General features: G+C 35.0%; 17 protein-coding genes. 11 read left to right on the top strand and 6 right to left on the bottom strand.

Annotated features, from left to right (window positions below; translation table 11 throughout):
• Positions 1-202: hypothetical protein (locus DFQ05_RS10855; protein WP_132705424.1), on the bottom strand; the 202-nt coding region annotated here is incomplete at its 3' end.
• 90 nt (positions 203-292) lie between these two features.
• On the opposite strand from DFQ05_RS10855, the gene DFQ05_RS10850 reads away from it, so the two are divergent.
• Positions 293-670, top strand: a complete 378-nt coding sequence (locus DFQ05_RS10850; protein ID WP_132705423.1) for a hypothetical protein — start codon at positions 293-295, stop codon at positions 668-670.
• 241 nt (positions 671-911) lie between these two features.
• Here DFQ05_RS10850 and DFQ05_RS10845 read toward each other — a convergent pair whose 3' ends face one another.
• Both DFQ05_RS10845 and DFQ05_RS10840 read right to left on the bottom strand, forming a co-directional pair.
• Positions 912-2,348: an FAD-dependent oxidoreductase gene (locus tag DFQ05_RS10845; protein WP_338419713.1), complete on the bottom strand. Its 1,437-nt coding sequence runs from the start codon at positions 2,346-2,348 to the stop codon at positions 912-914.
• Between the two features lie 70 nt (positions 2,349-2,418).
• Positions 2,419-3,147: a DNA/RNA non-specific endonuclease gene (locus DFQ05_RS10840; RefSeq protein WP_132705422.1), complete on the bottom strand. Its 729-nt coding sequence runs from the start codon at positions 3,145-3,147 to the stop codon at positions 2,419-2,421.
• Between the two features lie 425 nt (positions 3,148-3,572).
• Here DFQ05_RS10840 and DFQ05_RS10835 point away from each other — a divergent pair, with 425 nt between their 5' ends.
• From DFQ05_RS10835 to dcm, 7 genes are all read left to right on the top strand, one after another.
• Positions 3,573-5,033, top strand: a complete 1,461-nt coding sequence (locus DFQ05_RS10835; protein WP_132705421.1) for a type III PLP-dependent enzyme domain-containing protein — start codon at positions 3,573-3,575, stop codon at positions 5,031-5,033.
• 28 nt (positions 5,034-5,061) lie between these two features.
• Positions 5,062-6,003 carry an agmatinase gene (speB, locus tag DFQ05_RS10830; protein ID WP_132705420.1) on the top strand — a complete coding sequence of 314 codons (942 nt, stop codon included), beginning with the start codon at positions 5,062-5,064 and terminating at the stop codon, positions 6,001-6,003.
• Entirely contained in the window at positions 5,993-6,967 is a 975-nt protein-coding gene (locus DFQ05_RS10825; protein ID WP_132705419.1) for a deoxyhypusine synthase family protein, read from the top strand. The genes speB and DFQ05_RS10825 overlap by 11 nt, the downstream gene beginning before the upstream one ends.
• Before the next feature lie 3 nt (positions 6,968-6,970).
• Positions 6,971-7,294 (top strand): hypothetical protein, encoded by a 324-nt coding sequence (locus DFQ05_RS10820; protein WP_073082176.1) that lies wholly within the window; start codon positions 6,971-6,973, stop codon positions 7,292-7,294.
• A 50-nt stretch (positions 7,295-7,344) separates the two neighbouring features.
• Positions 7,345-7,644, top strand: coding sequence for a hypothetical protein (locus DFQ05_RS10815; RefSeq protein WP_132705418.1), 300 nt, complete (start codon positions 7,345-7,347; stop codon positions 7,642-7,644).
• 47 nt (positions 7,645-7,691) lie between these two features.
• On the top strand, positions 7,692-8,489 hold the full coding sequence (locus tag DFQ05_RS10810) for an RMD1 family protein (protein WP_132705417.1): 798 nt from the start codon (positions 7,692-7,694) through the stop codon (positions 8,487-8,489).
• Between the two features lie 94 nt (positions 8,490-8,583).
• Positions 8,584-9,852, top strand: a complete 1,269-nt coding sequence (gene dcm, locus DFQ05_RS10805) for a DNA (cytosine-5-)-methyltransferase (RefSeq protein ID WP_132705416.1) — start codon at positions 8,584-8,586, stop codon at positions 9,850-9,852.
• Here dcm and DFQ05_RS10800 read toward each other — a convergent pair.
• The gene (locus tag DFQ05_RS10800) at positions 9,827-10,444 is read right to left on the bottom strand and encodes a hypothetical protein (RefSeq protein WP_132705415.1); all 618 of its coding nucleotides are present in this window, start codon (positions 10,442-10,444) and stop codon (positions 9,827-9,829) included. The two genes, dcm and DFQ05_RS10800, sit on opposite strands and share 26 nt — an antisense overlap.
• A 40-nt stretch (positions 10,445-10,484) precedes the next feature.
• On the opposite strand from DFQ05_RS10800, the gene DFQ05_RS10795 reads away from it, so the two are divergent.
• Positions 10,485-10,943, top strand: a complete 459-nt coding sequence (locus tag DFQ05_RS10795; protein ID WP_132705414.1) for an RNA methyltransferase — start codon at positions 10,485-10,487, stop codon at positions 10,941-10,943.
• Here the strand turns inward: DFQ05_RS10795 and DFQ05_RS10790 are convergent.
• On the bottom strand, positions 10,940-12,607 hold the full coding sequence (locus DFQ05_RS10790; RefSeq protein WP_199221993.1) for a formate--tetrahydrofolate ligase: 1,668 nt from the start codon (positions 12,605-12,607) through the stop codon (positions 10,940-10,942). The genes DFQ05_RS10795 and DFQ05_RS10790 overlap by 4 nt on opposite strands.
• A gap of 140 nt (positions 12,608-12,747) precedes the next feature.
• Between DFQ05_RS10790 and era the strand changes: the two genes are divergently transcribed.
• Entirely contained in the window at positions 12,748-13,629 is an 882-nt protein-coding gene (gene era, locus DFQ05_RS10785) for a GTPase Era (protein ID WP_132705412.1), read from the top strand.
• Positions 13,630-13,635: 6 nt separating this feature from the next.
• On the opposite strand, the gene DFQ05_RS10780 is transcribed toward era, so the two are convergent.
• Positions 13,636-14,148 (bottom strand): GTP-binding protein, encoded by a 513-nt coding sequence (locus tag DFQ05_RS10780; protein WP_132705411.1) that lies wholly within the window; start codon positions 14,146-14,148, stop codon positions 13,636-13,638.
• A 102-nt stretch (positions 14,149-14,250) separates the two neighbouring features.
• On the opposite strand from DFQ05_RS10780, the gene der reads away from it, so the two are divergent.
• The gene (gene der / locus DFQ05_RS10775) at positions 14,251-15,558 is read left to right on the top strand and encodes a ribosome biogenesis GTPase Der (protein WP_132705410.1); all 1,308 of its coding nucleotides are present in this window, start codon (positions 14,251-14,253) and stop codon (positions 15,556-15,558) included.
• Positions 15,559-15,571 lie beyond the last annotated feature (13 nt).

Genomic DNA, 15,571 nt, shown 5'->3' with positions numbered 1-15,571 from the left:
TGTCTCTAAAATAGCTAAAGAGCTCATTTATAACAGTGTCATAGTATTTAATATAGAAAGTGTTATTTTTCTTACCCTGTTTTATACCATAGAATGCTTTGATATAATCTTTAACTTCAGATGAATTATTGAAATCGATAACAACATAGTCGGTATTGTTGTGCGTTACAGGTTCTAATGTTATGGTTGTTCTATTTTTCATATCATTTTTGTCAAAAATATAAATTGAAAAAACGATAGTAGTACTATATTCGATTATTTTACGTATAATATACTGTTAATAATAGAATTTATGCGGTTAGTAAAAAATTGTCTTTACTGTAATAAGAAGTTAATAGGTAGAACAGATAAAAAGTATTGTGACCCTCAATGCAAAAGTTCTCACCAATACCAAAGAGAAAAACAAAAACCAAAGCGCTTCTATAATAAGGTAGATAATCAATTACGCTTAAACCGAAAGTTATTGAAAGAATATAATAGAGCAGGGAAGGCGACAGTGCGAAGTGGTATTCTAATAAAAGAAGGCTTTAATTCAAAATTTTTCACGCACTATTGGAAAAATCAAAAAGGAGATGTTTACTTTTTTGTTTATGAATACGGTTTTTTAAAACGAAAAGAGAGCGGAATTGAAAAATATGTACTTATACAATGGCAAGATTATATGAATTAAAAAAAGTTTTGTTTTGAAATATATTACTAATTTTAGACTAATATTGAATGTCTAACTTAGACTTCAAACTGCATATGGTTTTGCATATGAAAATGCATATGATTTTAAAATTAGTATAGCTTGAAACCCCTATAAATAGGGGAAAATAAATTTAGGAATTGAACTCATAACCCGAAGGTCACTGGTTCGAGTCCAGTTCCCGCTACAACAAGCCAAATACGAAAGTGTTTGGCTTTTTTAATTAAATAGCCTTGCCTCTGGGCGAATTGCCTTTTTTTAATACAACTTCCGAGTGCAAAAATTTAGCAGCATCAGCCGAAGCTTTTACTTTAATTCTTGTGCGGTGTAGCATGTCTCTTTCAAAAGATTCTAGTAATGCAGTTCTAATTCCTTTTTCTTTCCAATCAGTATTTATTCGACACGTTTTGGTAATACGCCGTGCTAAAGAGAGCGCGTCGAGTAGAGCCTGATTTGCACCTTGCCCTTTAAACGGACTCATAGGATGCGCTGCATCGCCAATAAGTGTTACGCTACCTCCTTCTTTAAAGTCCTCGATATTGAGAACGTCTCTATCGTAAACAGGATATCCCGAAATGTACTGCAAAGGTGTTGCTTTTATGATTTCAGGAATAGGATAATGCCATTGTGTTTTTCCGTAGGCTTCTTGTTTGAGTACAGATTTTTGTTGTCTACTTAGTATTTTAGCATCTTCTTCTGGCAAAGTAAAACTTAGTTGCCACATGATTGCAGAAGTAGAATAGGGCATCACATAAATACGCTCATTACCATTTGCTGTTTGAAATACAGTTTTTAAATCTAATAAAGGACTATTTATGTCATTTAGATGTTTTATAGGGCATATGCCTAGCATGACAAAACAGTCTAAGTAATTCAAAGGATAGTCGTCTTTAATAAAAAGTTGTTGCCTTACACCGCTTCTTATGCCATCTGCCCCAACAATTAAGTCTGCTGAGGATGTTATAATATCATTACCGACTTTAAAGTTGATAATTAATTTTTCATTTTCATCATTTTGATAGCTCAAAAATTCGTGTCCCCATTTAATAGCGTCATGCTTTTTCACTTGATTATGTAAGGAAAGACGTAACGATTGCCTTGCAATATGGATATTGGTATTTTTTCTTTTTTTCGGATTAGTATTGTTGTCTAACCATTTGCGCATACCCCATTCGCCAATGATTTCGCCTTCCGTCGTGTGTACGATATGTTTGGTAGATACAACACCTTCTTTTAAGGTTGTTATGCCAAATCCTTTAAGCGCTTTGCTAGCTTGTTGTAATGTTAAACCATATCCTTGTGAACGCGTATTAAAACTTCTGTCTTTCTCATATATCGTAAAAGGAATTCCACGATGAGAAAAGGCTGCAGCTAACGCAAAACCGCCAATACCGCCACCAATAATGGCTACATTTGGATAATTTGTATTTATTTCCGTGGGTGTTGAAGTGCTGATTAATCCAGAGCCATCACAGGCAATACATTTTTTAAGATTATCTTTTGGTTTCTCTGGTTTTACTTGTGTTTTCTTATTAGAATATATTTCGAGAGATTGACGGTATTTGCGCAGCGTTTTCTCGCTTGGGCGACGGTTTTTTTTACCTATCCCTTTACAAGAAGGACAGATTCTCCAGAATAATTGTTCGTTTTTTTGTATCAAAAAATAAGTGAATCTAGCTATTTATATGGCATGTAAAATCAAAGAACAAAGATAAAATTTTTGAAGTGGTTTAGTTGTACTTCCACATTTTTCGGATTTTGTTCTTTTCGCGATTCATTTTTGTGCCAACCAAAGTATCCCAAAGTAAAAGACCTGATATTTTTTCGACTTTAGACGTTTCGACCAAAAAGCTTTCAAGTGGCTCGCTGGTTATTTTATTAGGAATAATAAAAGACCACATATTTATGCTGCCCGTATTATTTTCTACCAAAACGGATTTAAAAAACGCATGCGGTATCGGTAGAGATACTTTTATGGATTCATCATTATCTCCAATCATTTTAACCTCTTGGTCAAAAAAGAAAAGTGGTCCTGTAATTACGTAAGTTTCAAATACTTTTTTACTACTATCTAGAACCCTAACAGCTTCTTCCAAACGTTTCCAAATGCCTCTATTAAACATGGGACGTTGCGGGGCCATATTAGATAGTAAAAACGTTTCACTATTTTGGATATCAACTTCAATCTGGTTGGCACTAGACACCAAATGTCCTCTATCGTAACCCGAATCTTCATAAACATCTAAATCTGCTCTAAAACGTTCTGGTATGCGATAATCTGGTCTAAAATTATTAAGCCGACTAACATCTGTTTTATCGGGGTCTATAATCTCTAAAGCCCATTTTGCTTGTCTAAAGTAGTACGAATAGCCTATAACATAAAAACGATTAAATAGTATCTGGTCGGCCGTAGGAAGGCCATATCGGGTTTCTCTTTTTAGGTTTGATAGATGATTCATAATGGGTTGGTAATGTTTTATATTTCAGAAAGATACGTTTTTGTATTTAAAATTTAATCAGTGTTTATCTCTGAAAAAATTAAAAAAATAGATTTTATTAAAAAAAGTTTGCGAATTCATTTTTTTTATACATTTGTCGTGCAAAATGAGTTCAGTAATTAAGAACGCATTGCCTTTACTACTATGAAATCTTTTTTCAGGTTCGGGCTTAGGAGGATAAAGAAGTCTACTCCAAAAGCAGTCTTAGGGATAGGAAACCGAATTATTAGGCTGACTTCTGAAATTAAAATAGCTTTCCAAGTATTAGAGGAAAATACCTTTAATCCATCTACTGTTTTTATTTTTCGTATTTGAAGTATTCGTACACATTTCTTTGTTGCTAAATCCAGCAGCGTTTAATAGTTCTAATATTTCAAATTTTTACAATGAAAACTAAATACTTTGATCTTATTGATCAAACTTTCGATTTTCCACAAGAAGAATTCACTTTAAATAACAACGAATTAAACTTCCACGGAATAGACTTAAAAGCACTTATAGAACAATATGGTGCACCGCTAAAATTTACCTACTTACCAAAAATCTCTGATAACATTAACAGAGCAAAAAGTTGGTTTGCAAATGCTATTGCTAAGCATAATTACAATGGTAATTATAACTATTGCTATTGTACAAAAAGCTCACATTTTAAGCATGTTTTAGATGAAGCGCTTAAAAACAATATACATATAGAAACCTCTTCGGCTTTCGATATTGATATTGTAGAAAATCTAAAAGCGCAAGGAAAAATAACAGATGATACCTTTGTAGTAAGTAACGGTTTTAAACGCGATAGATATATTAAGAATATTGCACGACTTATAAATAATGGTCACAAAAACTGCGTGGTTATCATAGATAATTACGAAGAAATTAATCTATTAGACCAAGAGATTAAAGATAACTACGATATAGGCATCAGAATAGCTTCTGAAGAAGAGCCTAAGTTTGAGTTTTACACATCACGTCTTGGTATCGGTTACAAAAACATTGTTCCATTTTATAATGCTGAGATAAAAGACAACCCAAAAGTGACTCTTAAAATGCTTCATTTTTTTATAAATACAGGCATTAGAGACACGGCCTATTATTGGAACGAACTCCTAAAATGTATGAAGGTGTATGTAAGCCTTAAAAAAGAATGCCCAACTCTAGATAGCCTAAATATTGGTGGCGGTTTTCCAATAAAAAACTCCTTAGCTTTTGAATACGATTATCAGTACATGGTCGATGAGATTATTAATCAAATCAAACAAACTTGTGACGAGGCTGGTGTAGATGTGCCAAACATTTTTACAGAATTCGGAAGTTTTACCGTTGGTGAAGCTGGTGGCGCAATCTACGAGGTGCTTTACCAAAAGAAACAAAACGACCGTGAGAAATGGAACATGATTAACTCATCTTTCATTACTACCATGCCAGATACTTGGGCAATTAACAAGCGTTTTGTAATGTTGCCAATTACAGGTTGGGACAAAGAATATGAGCGCGTTTTGTTAGGCGGTTTAACTTGCGACAGTGATGATTATTACAACAGCGAACAGCACATGAATGCGATTTATCTTCCAAAATATTCGCAAGAAAAACCATTGTATATCGGCTTTTTTAATACCGGTGCGTATCAAGAAACTATTGGTGGATTTGGTGGATTACAACACTGCTTAATTCCAACACCAAAACATATTTTGATAGACAGAAACGAAGCGGGTGAGCTAATAACTTCCGTTTTTGCAGAACAGCAAACCTCGGAGCAGTTACTATCCATTTTAGGATATGATTACGGAATTAATCAAGACCTAGAGTCAACAACAAATAAAGCTAATATTGCTTCAACAATAGTTCAATAATTACAACACAACATATTTAATTTTAAAAATGAATACTACAAAAAATTACGCTGGTATAGAAGATAACTATGCTGGTTTAGAAACATCAAAAATTGTATTAGTTCCTGTGCCATACGATGGTACAAGTACTTGGGGAAAAGGTGCGGATAAAGGTCCAGAGGCGTTTTTACAGGCTTCAGAAAATATGGAGCTTTACGATATCGAAACAGACTCCGAAGTTTACAAACAAGGCATACATTTAACCGAGCCTGTTCTAGAAAATACGTCTCCAGAAGCCATGGTCAATGCTGTTCATGAGCTTATAAAAAAATACATAAAGCGAAATAAGTTTGTAACAATGGTCGGCGGCGAGCATTCTATTTCTATTGGAGCGATAAGAGCGTTTAACGAGTGTTTTAATGATTTATCAGTACTACAAATCGATGCACACGCAGATTTAAGAAAGTCGTACAACGGCTCTAAATACAACCATGCTTGTGCGTTGTACGAAGCTAACGAAACAACAAACCTTGTTCAAGTGGGAATCAGAAGTATGGATATTACTGAAAAAACGGTAATGAACGAGGATAATGTATTCTTTGCTGAGGACATGAATACAGATGAATATTGGATGGATAACGCTGTTGAAGCCTTGGGAGATAATGTTTACATTACTTTCGATTTAGATGCTTTAGACCCTTCGATTTGTCCAAGTACAGGTACACCAGAACCGGGTGGATTGTTATGGTACGAGACGTTAGAGTTTCTTAAAAAGGTGTTTGAAGAGAAGAACGTTGTAGGCTTTGATATTGTGGAATTATGCCCTAACGATATCGATAAATCTTCAGACTTTGTAGCTGCAAAATTGTATTACAAAATGCTAAGCTATAAATTTTTTGAGCAAGATGTAGACGATGAAAACGAAGATTTATACAATGCACAAAAAGATACGGTTATTAATAAATTAAAGTTCAGCGATAATGAATTCTAAAGGCGAAATATCTCAATTTATATCAAAATATTTCTTGCACTTTAATGCCGCAAGTTTAGTCGATGCGGCAAAAGGTTACGAAGCTCAATTAAATGGCGGTTCTAAAATGTTAGTCTCTTTGGCTGGTGCTATGAGTACTGCGGAATTGGGTAAGATTTTTGCTGAAGTCATTCGACAAAATAAAGTTCATATTATCTCATGCACAGGTGCAAATTTAGAAGAAGACATCATGAATTTAGTAGCGCACAGCCATTATGAGCGCGTACCAAATTATCGAGATTTAACACCCCAAGACGAATGGGATTTGCTGGAGCGTGGCCTAAATCGTGTGACGGATACCTGTATTCCCGAAGAAGAAGCATTTCGTAGAATCCAAAAACACATTGTAAAAATTTGGAAAGATGCCGAAGCTAAAGGCGAGCGTTATTTTCCGCATGAGTATATGTACAAGCTCTTATTATCGGGTGTTTTAGAAGAACATTACGAAATAGACATTAAAGACTCTTGGATGTATGCAGCAGCGAAGGCAAATCTCCCGATAGTAGTTCCTGGTTGGGAAGACAGCACAATGGGCAATATTTTTGCCAGTTATGTGATGAAGGGCGAATTAAAGGCAAGTACTGTGAAATCCGGAATTGAATATATGACGTATTTAGCAGACTGGTATACAGATAATTCAGAAAATGGAATTGGTTTCTTCCAAATTGGTGGTGGAATTGCGGGAGATTTCCCAATTTGTGTAGTACCAATGTTATACCAAGATATGGAACGTACAGATACACCGTTTTGGAGTTATTTCTGCCAAATTAGCGACTCTACAACAAGCTACGGGTCTTACAGTGGTGCAGTGCCAAACGAGAAAATTACTTGGGGAAAACTAGATATAGATACTCCAAAGTTTATAATAGAGAGTGATGCCACTATTGTAGCGCCTTTAATTTTTGCTTACCTATTAGGTTTATAATAAATGAAAGATACAATTCAACTAAAACGTGTTATTGTCGATTTTGCTAAGCTAAATGAAGACATTTTAGACCTGCTGGTAAATGCGTACCCAGATGGATACGACGACAGACATATTATTTCTTTTGTTAACGCTCAAGGCGAAACGGTAAAATGCGTTGAGGTTAGGACAGAAGATACGATTTATCTCGTTAAAATCAGTAAAAAGTTAGTGATTGCCATGGAAGAACACGATACTGAGGACGACGATTACGACTACGACGACGAGGATGAAGACTTTGAATACGAAGATTTTGATGAAAGTGATATTCTCGAGATTGCAGAATAGCGGTCAGTGTGCGCACATGCGACGGATATTAACTTTTAAAATTATTTAAAATGAAAGCATTATTTATTGCAATTTTTGTAGGCTTTAGTTTGCTACAAGAGCCAGAAGTGTTTACTCTAGAAGCAACATTTATAGAGTACGAAGACGAGACGTTTTATTTTGAAGACAAAGACGAAAAGCAATACGCATTCTCTAGTCAGAACGAAGTTTCAAAAAATCAGTTCGATTTAACGAAAGGTGATTTTGCTAACAAGAAATTTAAAATAAAATATGTTGTAGAAACCGAAATGGATGATGACGATGAAGAATACGAAGTCTTCAAAATTATAAGCTTAGAACTGCTTAAGTAGAAAAATAAATAATCAATTTATAGCGGTCTTCGGACCGCTTTTTTAATATGAATACAAAAGCAATAGCTTTATTAGAGGCAGAAAGCTTCGATATCAAAGGCATAAAAAGCAGAGTAACCGATAAACTTTTGTTTTTTGATAGGGACGAGTTGTTTTATCAGGTTAAAAAAGATAAGTACTATTATGTATTACAATACGGTGTAGTATGTTATTTTAATTTAGATAATGATGAGGTCAATAAGATTAAATCTCAGATTTTAAATACGGATAGTTCTTATAAATTACAAGAAACCGAAATTTTTGAAACTGTAGAAGTGGCAACAAATCAACCGAAATTTACTACGAGTTTCGATACCATTTCCATCACTGATGATGCCCCAGAAAAAATACGATTAATTATGCTTAATCTATCTCAATCCGTAATTCTTGATGCCTATGCAAAGACCACTGAAACACTTTTAGAAGACACAAGAAAGCATACGAGTTTCCTTGAGGCTAATGGAAAACTAGATATTTCTGGTAAAAAATTAAAACGCTATATCGGTAAGGTGTTAAACATTAAAAACAAAATTTCAGAAAACCTCTATATTTTCGACTCTCCTGAAGCCGCGTGGGAAGATGAAGTCTTAAACAATCTAAATAATTCTTTGAAAAAAGTATTCGATTTAAAAGAGCGTTACACAATTATCAATCAACAACTGAGCATCATCAAAGAGAATTTAGACCTCTTTAAAGACATTATGTTTCATAAAGAAAGTAGTAAACTAGAATGGATAATCATCATTCTAATTGTTATTGAAGTTATTGATTTATTTATACTTAAGTTTACAGATATATTGACTTAGTTATACTTCATGTAAATAATTTTAAAAGCTCTACAATAATATATAGAGCTTTTTTCATTTCAATATATTAAATCTTATTTTCGGACTTCTAAATATGACTGCAAAAAAGACAAAAATTAGAGTTGCCGAATTGTTTGCTGGCGTTGGTGGTTTTCGGTTAGGATTGGAAAAATTCAATCAGAAAGCTTCTGACCTAAAAGTTGAAGTTGTTTGGAGTAACCAATGGGAACCTTCTACAAAACGGCAACATGCTTTCGAGGTTTACGCGGCTAGATTTGGGAAGAAAAATCACTCTAATGAAGACATAGCCAAAGTACCAGTCTCTCAGATTCCTGAGCATGATTTACTGGTTGGTGGTTTTCCTTGCCAAGATTATTCTGTAGCCACAACGCTTAAAAACTCAAAAGGTCTTCAAGGCAAAAAAGGCGTTCTTTGGTGGGAGATTTATCGCATCTTAAATGAAAGTAAAATCAAACCGAAATACCTCTTCTTAGAAAACGTCGATAGACTATTAAAATCGCCATCCAAACAGCGAGGAAGAGACTTTGCTATTATGCTTAAAAGCTTATCAGATTTAGGGTATGCTGTAGAGTGGCGCGTTATTAATGCTGCCGATTATGGAATGCCACAGCGTAGACGTCGCATATTCATTTTAGCATATTTAAAAGGGACTGAACTATATGATAATTTGAAAGCGTTTGATGCTGAAGATTGGATTTTTAACGATGGTATTCTAGCCAAAAGCTTTCCTGTTACATTCGAAAAAGATGATTATAAATTTCAGCTTAAAGATGACGTAAAAACCATTTCAGATACCTTTAATTTAGGCGGAAAATTATCGCCTTTTAACAATAGTGGACGTTACATCAATGATGAAGTTTATACGGTAAAAACCAAAGCCGAATTTGATGGAAAGCGAACTACATTGAAAGACGTTTTAGTTTCTGATAATGACGTTTCAGAGGAATTTTACATTTCTGATGAAGAACTAGATAAGTGGAATTACCTAAAAGGCGCCAAAAAAGAAATCCGAGAAACAAAAGACGGTTTTAAATATAATTATGCCGAAGGTGCTATGATTTTTCCTGATGCTTTAGACAACGCCTCGCGAACTATTATTACTGGTGAAGGTGGAAAGTCTGCATCACGTTTTAAACATGTCATTAAGACAAAAAAAGGCTATCGCCGATTAACACCTATAGAGCTAGAACGCTTAAATATGTTTCCTGATAACCATACCCAACTAGAAGGTGTCACAGATACCAAACGTGCTTTTTTTATGGGGAATGCCTTGGTTGTTGGCGTTGTTGAAAGAATAGGTGTTACGCTATTTCATGCTATTTCAGAGGAAAAATCTGTTTAGCCACACCAACCTCAATCAAATGCTTTAATCGAAGCTGAAGATTTATAGGTTGTTCGGCAAGCTGAGGCGAGAAGTAGAGCAAGCCTTCAGTTTTTGGGTGTAATTCTTCAATCTCGTTTTTCAGTTTTTTGTTTTCAAAATCTCTTAAATCGGCATCATATTGAAGTAATCTATTCTTCGATAGCCCTTTTGATTCTAAGTAAATCAATAACTTTTTTCGGTTTACACTTGTAATGGTACAGTTTTTAAAACCTTTAGATAAGTCGGTTTCATTTTCAACATAAATTCCAGTAATTAAAAAATAGTGTGTGGTGAGTTTAGTTTCATCTAAAAGCCAACCTAATTTTTGCTCGCCATTTTTTAGATAAGACAATTCGAACGTAAATGTTGGTAGGTTTTTGTTTAGGTAATCGAGTTGCGCTTTTTCATCAATATAAATGCCATCCTTTTCTGGAAATAATAAATCTACACCGCGATGCTGAAGGCTGTAATCAGCATTTCTTTCAAAATTTAAATTCAGACTATTATAAACCGTGTCGAGGTATTCGCCAAGTAATTGTTCTTTATTTAAATCTCTTTTGAAGTGTGACATCACTGAAATTATACTTCCAAAATAATCATATTTTTGCAGTATGAATGACAACTTTACAAACGAATTCTTTGGTATTGGTATTCAAAACGGAAAAACTCCCGAAAATTTAGGCGTCCTTTGGCGTTCGGCTCAAAACTTAGGAGCGAGTTTTATATTTACCATAGGTAATCGCTACGCTAAACAAGCAAGTGACACGCATAATGCTGTAAAATCGATGCCGTATTTTCATTACGAAACGTTTGATGAGTTCTATAATAATCTCCCAAAGGGTGCTCGTATAGTTGGTGTAGAACTTACCGATGAAGCAGAAGATTTAGAGACCTTTAATCATCCGCGACGCTGTGTTTATTTGTTAGGTGCCGAAGACCATGGTTTGTCTAAACAAGCCATAGAAAAGAGTCATTTTTTAGTAAAGTTTAAGTCGCAACTAAGCCTTAATGTTTCCGTTGCAGGAAGTATTGTGATGTACGATAGAAGTTTGGCTAAGCCTAGGTCTTAAAAAAGTCCACTGATTTCACCCTTATCTGTAATATCAATACCTTCCGAGGCTGGAGTTTCTGGTAGACCTGGCATACGCATAATATCTCCTGTTATTGGTATTAAGAAGCCAGCGCCAGCAGCAATTTCAATTTCTCTAACAGTGATGATAAAGTCTTTTGGACGACCAAGTAGTTTAGGATTATCTGATAACGACTTCTGAGTCTTTGCAATACAGATTGGTAATTGTTCTAATCCCAATTCCTTTATTTGTCGCAGTTGTCGTTTTGCGGTAGAGTTGTAATCCACATGTTCAGCACCATATATTTTTTTTGCAACACGCTCTATTTTCTCTTCAATGGGCATTTCCCAATCATACATTGGCGTAAATTTAGTGGTGCAACTTTCTGCAACATCAATAACGTGCTTTGCTAATTTTAAAGCGCCTTCGCCACCTTTAGCCCAAACATTTGCTACTGCAATTCTAATATTTTTAATTTTAGAGAAATCCTTAATGAGTTGTATTTCTTCCTTGCTGTCTGTTTTAAACTTATTAATGGCTATTATTGGAGTGACATTAAACTGTTTGATGTTTTCTAAATGTTTTTCCAAATTAGGAAGCCCTAGGCGCAAAGCTTCGGTATTGGGTGTTTGTAAAGATTTTAAATCTGCACCACCATGATACTTTAAAGCTCTTATGGTCGTTGTAAGAACTACCGCTTTTGGCGAAATATTAGCGCTTTGACACTTAATATCAAAGAATTTTTCAGCTCCTAAATCAAATCCAAAGCCAGCTTCGGTAACAGTATATTCGGAATAGGACATTCCCATTAAAGTGCCAATAACAGAATTTGTGCCTTGTGCTATATTGGCAAACGGACCACCGTGGATTATGGCTGGATTTCCTTCGATGGTTTGTACAAGATTTGGTTTTAGGGCATGTTTTAATAACGTAGCCATAGCACCAGCAACTTTTAAATCTTTTGCAAAAATGGGTCGCTTAGAAAATGTATAACCTATAAAGATATTACCAAGCCGTTTTTTTAAATCTTTTAAATCTTTTGCGATACAAAGTATGGCCATAATCTCTGATGCGGCAGTAATATCGAATCCTGTTTCTCTGGGTATTCCGGATGTTGTTCCGCCAAGACCAACGATAATACGTCGCAGTGCACGGTCATTCATGTCAATAACACGCTTCCATGTAATAGTCCTTGGGTCTAAGCCTAGAGATTTTGTTTTGCTTTGAATATTATTGTCAATAACTGCCGATAAAAGATTATGCGCCTTTTCAATAGCCGAAAAATCCCCAGTAAAATGAAGGTTTATGTCTTCAAGTGGTAGTACTTGTGAATAGCCTCCGCCTGTAGCGCCGCCTTTAATACCAAAAACAGGACCTAAAGAGGGTTCTCTTAAAACAACGGTGGTTTTTTTATTGAGTTTATTTAGCGCTTCAGACAGTCCAATAGATATGGTGGTTTTGCCTTCCCCAGCAGGTGTTGGTGATATGGCTGATACTAATATGAGGTGACTTTTTTCGATTTTCTTATGGTCAATAAAAGACAAAGGAATTTTTGCTTTGTTTGTTCCATACATTTCAATTTTTTCAGGGTCAATCCCTAATTTTTCAGCGATTTGTGATATGGGTTTTAATGTAATGCGTTTAGCAATCTGAAGATCAGTCATAATTTAATGGAGATAGATGTCTTTCAAAATTAAATGTTCTGTGGCTAGAAAAGACTGATTTTTGTCATGACAGAAAATCTATTTCTTTTAAGTAAACTAATGCGTCGTAAAGATTGTAACTTTGCAAGAAATTATAATTTATGCATAAAGCAGGTTTCGTAAATATTATTGGTAATCCTAATGTGGGAAAATCGACCTTGATGAATGCGTTTATCGGGGAAAAACTTTCCATTATTACATCGAAAGCGCAAACGACACGCCACCGTATTTTAGGTATTGTTAATGGTGACGATTTTCAGGTGATTTTAAGTGACACGCCAGGAATTATAAAACCCGCTTATGAGTTGCAGTCTTCGATGATGGACTTTGTAAAATCGGCCTTTGAAGATGCAGATATATTAATTTATATGGTTGAGATTGGGGAAAAAGAATTGAAAGATGAGGCGTTTTTCAAAAAAATTACCAATTCTAAAATTCCGGTTTTACTGCTACTCAATAAAATTGATAATTCAAATCAAGAGCAACTCGAAGAACAAGCACAACTTTGGCAAGAGAAAGTGCCAAATGCAGAGTTTTATCCAATTTCTGCATTAAACGGATTTAATGTGCAGAATGTTTTTGATAGAATAGTTGAACTTTTACCAGAATCGCCAGCATTTTATCCAAAAGATCAATTGACCGATAAACCAGAACGCTTTTTTGTTAACGAAGCCATTAGAGAAAAAATCCTTTTGCATTACAAAAAAGAAATTCCTTATGCTGTTGAGGTCGATACAGAAGAATTTTTTGAAGAAGAAGAAATTATAAGAATTCGTTCTGTAATTATGGTAGAACGTGAAACTCAGAAAGGTATTATCATTGGACATAAAGGGTCAGCTTTAAAGCGTGTAGGCATGGAAGCACGAAAAGATTTAGAGCAATTCTTTGGTAAGCAAGTGCATTTAGAGCTGTATGTAAAGGTTAATAAAAATTGGCGCAGCAACCAGCAACAACTAAGACGTTTTGGTTATAATCAAAAATAGTATGTTTTAAACAGAGTGAATACCTTCGGAGCGTAACGTATCTCTCATGAAGGCATGTAGTTTGTACATATCTGGCTTCCCTTTGGCCTTTCCCATTCGGCCAATAAAATATAAAGCAAACCAAACAACGACCATAACTAGTGTTAAGAATAGTGGAATAGCGTAAGACTCACCTAGATTTATATTTGTATAGGCCCAAATACCAGAAGCAATAAACAATCCGGCAACTACAAAATGAAGAAACATAAACATAGTCCAAATTGTAGGGTTTGGGCCAAATAGCCCATAAATGGTAGCATGTGTTTTGTCTTTTTCATTTATTTCTAAGTGCAATTGTGGAGACCAATAGTGTTGGTCTTGTTTAGGAAAACGTATAAAGACATGGTCATCTAATCGGGTAACGACAAAGTCCGATTGCTTGGTTTTTTGATTTTCAAAACCAATCAAAAGTTTTTCATTAGTAGCTTCCACATCAAATTTAAAACGCGGACGTAAGACTATTTCATTAGATAAAGCCATCGTAGTTGTATAACAGCTTCTAAATTAAACATTTTCTTAAATATATAATGTTATCTTTGCACCCGCTTACGGGATACGTAACGCAGAGTAAATTAGTTCATTATGAGTAATATAGTAGCCATTGTTGGGCGTCCTAATGTAGGGAAATCAACATTCTTCAATAGATTAATACAACGCAGAGAAGCCATCGTAGATGCCGTCAGCGGTGTAACACGAGATAGACATTACGGAAAAAGTGATTGGAACGGTAAGGAGTTTTCTCTTATTGATACAGGAGGTTACGTTGTAGGTAGTGATGATATTTTTGAAGCCGAAATCGACAAACAAGTAGAATTGGCTATTGATGAAGCAGATGCCATCATTTTTATGGTCGATGTTGAGTCTGGTGTAACAGGAATGGATGAAGATGTGGCACAACTACTCCGTAAAGTTGAAAAACCAGTTTTTCTAGCAGTAAATAAAGTAGACAATAACAAACGTGCCGAAGATGCTGTAGAATTTTATTCTTTAGGATTAGGCGACTATTATACAATTGCTAGTATAAACGGAAGTGGTACAGGCGATTTATTAGATGCTTTAGTTGAAGCATTACCAGAAAAAGAAGAGGAAGAAGAAAAAGAAGAGTTACCGCGTTTTGCAGTGGTTGGTCGCCCTAATGCTGGAAAATCATCATTTATAAATGCGTTGATTGGTGAAGACCGATACATTGTTACAGACATAGCTGGTACAACGCGCGATTCTATTGATACTAAATACAACCGTTTTGGTTTTGAATTTAACTTGGTAGATACTGCGGGTATCCGCCGAAAGTCTAAAGTAAAAGAAGATTTAGAGTTTTATTCAGTAATGCGAAGCGTTAGAGCAATCGAGCATTCCGATGTATGTCTTTTAGTGTTAGATGCCACTCGTGGCTTCGATGGTCAAGTACAAAATATTTTTTGGTTGGCAGAGCGCAATCGAAAAGGGATTGTGATTTTGGTTAATAAGTGGGATTTAGTTGAGAAAGATACTAGAACAGCAAAAGAGTTTGAAACTTATATTCGCAAGCAAATAGAGCCATTTACCGACGTACCTATCGTTTTTATTTCGGTATTGAATAAGCAGCGAATTTACAAGGCTATAGAAACTGCTGTCGAGGTTTATAAAAACAGAACTAAGCGAATTAAGACAAGTGTTTTAAACGATACTTTATTGCCAATCATAGAGAATTATCCGCCTCCAGCTTACAAAGGCAAGTTTGTGAAGATTAAATATATCATGCAATTGCCAACGCCGCAACCGCAATTTGCATTTTTCTGTAATCTGCCACAATACGTAAAAGAGCCTTATAAAAGATATTTAGAAAATAAGCTAAGAGAAAAATTCGATTTTCATGGTGTACCTGTAAGTGTTTACATGCGTAAAAAGTAGTATTTTTACGAGG

This window comes from Winogradskyella wandonensis, assembly GCF_004346845.1.
In the GTDB taxonomy this organism is placed as follows: domain Bacteria; phylum Bacteroidota; class Bacteroidia; order Flavobacteriales; family Flavobacteriaceae; genus Winogradskyella; species Winogradskyella wandonensis.
Note: the sequence above shows the minus strand (reverse complement) of the source record. Positions and strands in the feature narration are given on the sequence as shown.